The 7,198-nt window shown below is 48.2% G+C and carries 1 protein-coding gene; it reads left to right on the plus strand.

Annotated elements, in window-relative coordinates; translation table 11 throughout:
- The first annotated feature begins 141 nt into the window (after positions 1 to 141).
- On the plus strand, positions 142 to 6,828 hold the full coding sequence (locus tag IQ270_RS26315; protein WP_193976117.1) for a translocation/assembly module TamB: 6,687 nt from the start codon (positions 142 to 144) through the stop codon (positions 6,826 to 6,828).
- Positions 6,829 to 7,198: the final 370 nt, after the last annotated feature.

The raw sequence follows: 7,198 nt of genomic DNA on the forward strand, positions 1-7,198 counted from the left end.
CTTCGAGCCTCTGTTCTGAGTCTACCTCTCGGCAGAAGGCAAAAGGCAAAAGGCAAAAGGCAAAATCAAAGCAATTCTAGCGCATCGAACATTGGTTGATTTCCTCAATTCCTGAACTCTCACAAGCTCTCAGAGACAAGCATGACTAACTCCGACGATGACAAAAATCAACTCGCAGCCCGCCCAAGACGCCGCTGGTGGCGCCTGCTGCTGCTTAGCGGTACAGGATTGGGCATTATCGGCTTGGTAGGGGCGGTTGCCGCACGGGAGTGGGTGCGGAAAAACTTAGCTCCTTTGGTGGCGTCTGAGGTGAGTCAGACACTGAAGAGGCCAGTGAAAATCGGAGATTTGGAGCGATTTTCTCCGACGGGTTTGCGGTTTGGCCGATCGACAGTACCCGCGACTGCTACGGATCCAGATTACGCCTCTACAGAAGCAGTCGAAGTAAAATTTTCAATTTGGCCGCTGCTGTTCAACCGCACCCTCAAATTAGATATTACCTTAATCAAACCCAGCGTTTATATCGAACAAGACAAGCAAGGTAGCTGGGTTAATCTTCCCACCTCGGAGCCAAAAACTCCAGGTTTATTTAAAACTGAAATTGAGGCCGTGCGAGTTGAAAATGTCAGCGCAGTTTTGGTGCCGAGTCCCCCAATCGGACAGAAATCGGCTCCAATTTCTGTATTTCTGAACAATGGCAGCGCTCTCTTTCGCGACCAAAATCAGCGCATTCTCTACGAACTAAACGGTCAGTTTGCTAATAATGACAATTTTGTAGTCAAGGCTGATTCTATGTTGCCTGCGGCTGAAACTAACCTGCAGTTGCAAGGTCAGAACTTGCCTTTATCCGACCTCACCAGCTTGCTAAAAATTTCCGGTATTTCTTTACAAAAAGGTCTGGCAAATGGCAATTTAACCGTACAAGTTCGAGACAATAAGTTATCGGGAATTACTGGAACGGCTAGTTTTGCAGGAGTGCAGGCAACTATCAAACCGCTGAAACAAGCAATCCAAAATAGCAGCGGTCAATTGCGATTTCAGGGAACTAATTTGATTGTCGATAGTTTGACTGCTAATTACGGTCTAATTCCCGTTCAAATAGCTGGAACAGTGGCAACAGGAGCCAATTTCAATCTCGATCGAGCTAGCTTCAACCTAGCAACTAACGTGCAGCCGATCGCAGTTGCCAATCTTCTCAGTGCGGTAGAAGCAGAGTTAGGGCAGAAAGTTGTACTGCCGATCGCAGTAGCCGGAGAACTCAAGGTGGATGCCAAACTGACTGGAACCGTTGCAAATCCAGTGCTGACAGGTACGCTAGCCGCCACTAAACCCGCTGCGGTCGATCGGCTGCAATTAAACAATATTAGCACTAATTTTCAGATAGAACGGGGAATAACGGCTCAAACCCCAACTCCCAATTCTCAATCTTCTATTCCCCCATTTTCCTCTTTACATTTAACTTTGAGCGATATCTTGGTAGTGCCGGCAGCAGGCGGTAAAATTGGCGGGAAAGGTGAAGTAGATATAGCTTTATCGAGCCAGAATTCGCCATCGGGTTTGGTGTTTGATTTGCAAGCTGAAAATGTACCCGCAGATAATCTCGCCCAAATTTATTCTGTCCCGATTCCTGCTACTCTTAAAATTGGCAGCGTCTCCGCTAAAGCTCAAGTTTTCGGCCCCTTAGACAACATCCAAGCTAGAGTTCAATGGCAAGCACAGCAAGGAACCTTTCCCGCAAGCGGTGAAATTCGAGCCGCAGGCAATTTGGTGGACTTGCAAAATACAGTTATCAAAATTGGCGACACTAATGTAAATGTGGATGCAGCCGTAAAAAACCGTCAGTGGGAAGCGTTGATCCAGGGCGATCGCATAGCTATTAATAGTTTGCAGCAAGTCTTCCCAGAGCTTAATTTACCTCCGCAATTAACAGGTTTGTTCACCGGCAAAGCCGAGGCTGCGGGAACTCTGGACGATTTGAGTTTAAATGCGATCGCTGCTAACGCCAAAGGAACACTAAATATTGCTGACAGTATTGTGGATGTTCGCGGCAAACTAGAATCAGGCAGGTGGCAAGCTTATGGCAATACAGAACGAGTGGCTGTCAATCAATTAATCGATATTGGTTTACCGTTTGTCAACCTGCAATCCTCCGCCAATCTAGACAATCTAAAATCCAAAATCCAAAATCTAAAATCGCTCGGCGGACAGCTAACAGGTGAAGTTTTAGCGGCAGGAAATGTTGACAATTTGACCGCTAGCGGCATCAATATCAAGGCCAACGGCAAACTCAATTTTGCTGACAGCAATGTCAATTTGCAAGGAGAATTGACAGAGGGAAATTGGCAAGCAACTGCTGAAACCGATCGCACTGCCATCAGCCGCCTGGTAGATTTAGGATTGCCGCTGTTAGATGTCGCTTCCGCCTTCAATCCCGAAAATCAACAATACAGCAATCTTAAACCCAAAATCCAAAATCTCAAATCGATTGACGGACAGCTATCGAGTCAATTTACCGCATCGGGAAGTCTTGACAATTTGACCGCTAGCAGCATCAATGCCAGCGGCAGGGGTCAACTCAATCTCGCAGGCAGCAATGTCAATTTTAAAGGAGAATTGGCAGGGGGAAATTGGCAAGCAGCAGCAGAAACCGATCGCACTTCCATCAGCCGCCTGGTAGATTTAGGATTGCCGATTTTAGATGTAGCTTCAGCATTCAATCCCGAAAATCAACAGTACAGCAATCTCAAATCCAAAATCCTCAATCTCAAATCGCTTGACGGACAAATATCCAATCAATTTACAGCATCGGGAAGTCTCGATAACTCAACCGCCGCCGATATTGTGGCCGACAGCAGTGGTCAACTCAATATTGCCGACGGTACTGTGGCTTTTAGAGGTAAATTAGATGGTGGACGGTGGCAAGCTTTTGCTGATGCCGATCGAGTTATTCTGAGTCGCTTAGAACAAACAATCCGCGATACCCAACTGTTTGCGCTGACAGCAACTTTGCCCGCAGGATTTGACGGCAGAGTTAACGGCCAACTCGAAGCAGCGGGCAGTTTGGATAACTTGACAGCGCAGGCAATTAGTGCTAAGGCCCAAGGACGGATTTTGGTCGATCGACTCGGGGCGATCGATACAGCAGCCACATTGGAAAACGGCAACTTAGAAGCATTGCTAGAAACCAACGGAATTACAGTCAGCAACTTAGAACAAACCCTCAAACAAACAGGCTTGCTGACAGCCAATTTACCGCCAGAAATTGCCGGCACCCTCGACGGTAAAGTCCGAATTTTGGGAAATACAGACAATCTCACCGCCAACGGCATCACCGCCAAGGGCGACGGACAAATTCGACTCGCCAACGGCGGCGGAATTGTCAATGCCACAGGTAGCGCCGCATCGGGGAATTGGCGCGCCTCAATCGAAGGCAACCAAATTGCCTTAAGTCGCTTCCAGAAAGCCTTTGAATCCCAGCGCCAAAGCTTGCAAGAAGCTAGCGGTTTAGTCTCCCAATCCCAAAATCTCCCGCTGCTGCGAGGAGTATTTAACGGCAATGTCAATTTATCCGGCCCGATTGCGGCGGGCACAGGGGCACCGCCCCTACAAAACGTTCGCGCCGGCGGCAGTTTCCGCATCTCGGAATTGCCGTTTTTGAAACAACCTTTTGAGGCAGCATTTAATTGGAATGGAAAGCGGGTAGAAATAGAAAAAGCTGCAACTCCGGGTTTGACAGCCAACGGATTTGTTAATGTCGAACTCGAAGGTAAAGGATTGCCCTCAATTGAAAATTTGGATTTGGATGTAAGACTCTCCAATTTTAACCTCGCAGCCTTACCAGCAGAACAATTAGGATTTTTGAAAGCAGCGAATGTCAACAATACTTCAGAAGCAAATCAGCCTGTCCGCGGCAATGTCGATTTCACGGGCCGCCTCACCGGAAATCTCGCTTCACTCAGCTTGGTTGGCGACGTGGAAGTGCGGAATTTGGCAGTAAATCAAGTTGAATTCGATCCGGTACTGGCGGGGATGGTGAGTGCGAATTCCGATAAAAGTGTAGACTTGCGTTTGGCCGGCACCGGCGACAAAATTGAATTAGCTTTAAATTCATCTTTTCTGCCGACTTCTTTCTTAGTTAAACGCGGGGAATCTGTAGCCCGCGGCCAAACTCAGGGAGAAACTTTGCGAGTCAATTTAAGCGATTTTCCCCTGGCTGCTTTGAATCTCTCGCCGGGGAAAGATGCGGGTTTGGGGCCGATAACTGGTACGGTTTCGGGACAGGTGAATGTACCCGGTTGGAAGATGCCGTTAAATCCGCAGACTTTGCAGGCAAATGGACAAATTGCGATCGCCCAACCGGCGATCGGCTACATTAAAGGTGACAGTTTTCAAGCCGAATTCAGCTATGAAGGAGGCAGCGCCACTCTGACAAACGGCATCTTCCGCCAAGGTACGGGTGAATACTTAATTTCCGGCAATGTCACAACAGGCGCAAACCCCCAATTTGCCGGGAAAGTTAACATCCAGCAGGGCAACTTGCAGCAGGTTTTAGTAGCTTTGCAGTATTTCAATTTAGGCGATTTGGCCAGAGGCCTCAAACCTCCGGTTTACGCTAGCGCCGCCGACGTGCAAACTGTCGCAGTCGGAGAACCGGAAGCCCCGCTAATTGAACAGTTGCGCCGCTTGGCAGAAATTGAAGTGCTTTTGCAGCAGCGGCAGGAGGTGATGGCCCAATCGCAAAAATTGCCCCCGCTATCTCAATTGCAGGGAACTTTTGGCGGGGAAATTGCTGTCGCAGGTTCTTTGCGAACCGGTGTGCAAGCTCAATTTAACGTTACGGGCGATAATTGGCAGTGGGGAAAATATGTGGCTGAAAAGTTCAGTATTGAGGGCGGTTTTCAGGACGGGGTTTTAACTATTTTACCTTTGGAAATTCGATCGGGCAAAAGTGCGATCGGCTTTTCGGGACAACTAAGTCAAAAAGCTCAATCCGGGCAGTTGCGGATCGCAAATGTGCCTGTCGAACAGTTAGCCGAACTAATAGAATTGCCCTTTGTCGATGTCACCGGAAATTTGAATTTGCGGGCGAACTTAGCCGGCAGTTTGGAAAATCCGCAAGCCACCGGAGAATTGAGTTTGGTTGACGGTACTCTAAACGGAGAACCGATCAAACAAGCCGACGGCAGTTTTAGTTACAGCAACGCCCGCCTCAATTTTGGCGGCAGCGCTTTGATAACTCAAGTCGAACCGATTGAGGTTCAGGGAAGTTTGCCTTTTGAGTTACCCTTTGCTGCTGTAAAACCTGACAGCAATCAAATTGATTTGAGGGCGAATTTGCAAAATGAAGGATTAGCAATTATTAATGTATTGACTCCGCAAGTTGCCTGGGTCAGCGGCAAGGGACAGGTGCAAATACGTGTCGGAGGAACGCTCCAAGAGCCTGTAGCGCAAGGAATTGCAAATTTTGAAAATGCTACCGTCCGGGCGAGAGCTTTCCCTGAACCGCTGACAGGGCTGACTGGGACGGTGCGCTTTGAGGGCGATCGAATTCGGGTAGAGGGAGTTCGCGGACAGTTGAGTCAGGGAGAAGTTGTGGCGCAGGGAGTGATTCCGCTGTCTGTGCCCTTTGCGGAGGGCGATGTCGATGCAGCGAATCCTTTGGCTGTCAATCTCGACAAGTTGGCATTGAATCTCAGAGGATTGTATCGCGGCGGCGCAGTCGGCCAAGTCCAAGCAACGGGCACGGCTTTTCGACCGCAGTTGAGCGGTAACATTGAACTCTACAACGGCGAAGTATTTCTGCCAAGTGCGGGCGGCGGTGCAACTCAATTAGTTTCTTCCCCTTCCGATTCCCCATCTTCCCCTGCGACAGAAGCTTCCCCTTCCGATTCCCCGTCTTCTCCTACGGCTTCGGCTTCTCCTTCCGATTCTCCTTCCACGGCTTCGGCTTCTCCTTCTCCTTCCTTTGATGTAGCCTTCAACGATTTGCGGCTGAAGTTGGGCCGGGGCGTGCGGGTAACAAGTCCGCCGATATTGAGTTTCCAGGCGACTGGGGGTTTGACGGTGAATGGAACTTTAGACGATATTCGCCCGGAGGGTACGATTCGGTTGACTTCGGGGGCGGTGAATTTGTTTACAACGCAGTTTAAGCTCGATAAGGGATACCCGCAAACTGCCACCTTTTTACCAGAACAAGGACTCGATCCGACGCTGGATGTGAGATTGGCAACTTCGGTACAGGAAGTAACGCGCTTCCGCACTCCGGGAACTTCTGTCGCCTCTGAAATAGCCGACGAACCGACAAGTTTCGGCAGCGTGCGGAGTGTCCGAATTCAAGCGTTAGTGCAGGGAAGGGCTTCTCAGTTAGCCGAAAGTCTGGAGTTGAGGAGCTCTCCAAGCCGATCGGAAACAGAGATTGTAGCGCTGTTAGGCGGGAGTTTCGTGCAGACTTTGGGGCAGGGAGACAGTACGCTGGCGATCGCCAATTTAGCAGGTGCGGGTTTATTAAACAACCTGCAATCGGTGATTACCAACGCCACAGGATTGACGGAATTTAGGTTATTTCCAACTAGAATTAGAGGCAACCAAGGAGAAACAGCCAGTTCCAGTTCTGGGGGCGCTTCCGGTGCGGGTTCTCTCGGAATCGGTTTAGAAGTTGGAGCCGATATCACGCGCAATCTTTCGGCATCAATCATTCGAGTTTTGTCAGCAAATCAGCCTACTGAATTTAATTTGCGGTATCGGTTGAGCGACAAAATTTTGCTCAGAGGTTCAACTAATTTTCAAGGAGACAATCGCGTTACTGCTGAATACGAATTGAGGTTTTAGTTATTGGTTGTTGGTTATTGGTTATTTGTTATTTGTTATTGGTTATTTGTTATTTGTTATTTGTTATTTGTTATTGGTTATTGGTGATTGGTTATTTGTTATTGGTGATTGGTGATTGGTTATTGGTTATTGGTTATTGGTGATTGGTGATTGGTTATTGGTGATTGGTTATTGGTTATTGGTTATTGGTGATTGGTTATTGGTGATTGGTTATTGGTGATTGGTTATTGGTTATTTGTTATTGGTGATTGGTTATTGGTGATTGGTTATTGGTTATTTGTTATTTGTTATTGGTTATTTGTTATTTGTTAGCTCCAATTCCCAATTCCCAATTCCCAATTCCCAATTCCCAAGTCCCAAGTCCGAATTC

The organism is Microcoleus sp. LEGE 07076 (assembly GCF_015207455.1).
Lineage (GTDB): Bacteria > Cyanobacteriota > Cyanobacteriia > Cyanobacteriales > Microcoleaceae > Microcoleus.